Genomic DNA, 474 nt, shown 5'->3' with positions numbered 1-474 from the left:
ATGAACAAATTATTTCAACTCAAATATATTCTGTTAATGATTTTTCCAGCCTTCGTCAGGTCAGGAAACTGTGATAAATCACAGAGCTTAATAACAATGGAGCGAATCATACGCCACTTTGTTGCTAAGCTCTATAACCTAAACACTTGATCGCTTAAGGACTAAGCTAACAATCGTTTGATTGTTTATTTTAGCTTCGTTCTCTATACATTGCGTAGCAATGTATGGTGGAGACTAGGAGAGTCGAACTCCTGACCTCCTGCGTGCAAAGCAGGCGCTCTACCAACTAAGCTAAGTCCCCAGCTTATCAATAAGTCAATGTTTCTGATTCTCTGTTTGCTTCCGTATTTTATTCAAATACTTCGTTAGTCAGAATGGTGGGTCTGACAAGACTTGAACTTGTGACCCCACGCTTATCAAGCGTGTGCTCTAACCAACTGAGCTACAGACCCTCAGATACATCGTCATGAAGAA

2 tRNA genes are annotated in these 474 nt (G+C 40.5%); both read right to left on the bottom strand.

Annotated features, from left to right (window positions below):
* Window positions 1–225: 225 nt before the first annotated feature.
* Window positions 226–301 (bottom strand) — tRNA-Ala (locus AC25JC_RS17340).
* A gap of 74 nt (window positions 302–375) precedes the next feature.
* Window positions 376–452: transfer RNA gene (locus AC25JC_RS17335), tRNA-Ile, on the bottom strand.
* Window positions 453–474 lie beyond the last annotated feature (22 nt).

The sequence above is a fragment of the Acinetobacter sp. P37 genome, assembly GCF_057480965.1.
This window is presented reverse-complemented; position numbering and strand designations above follow the sequence as displayed.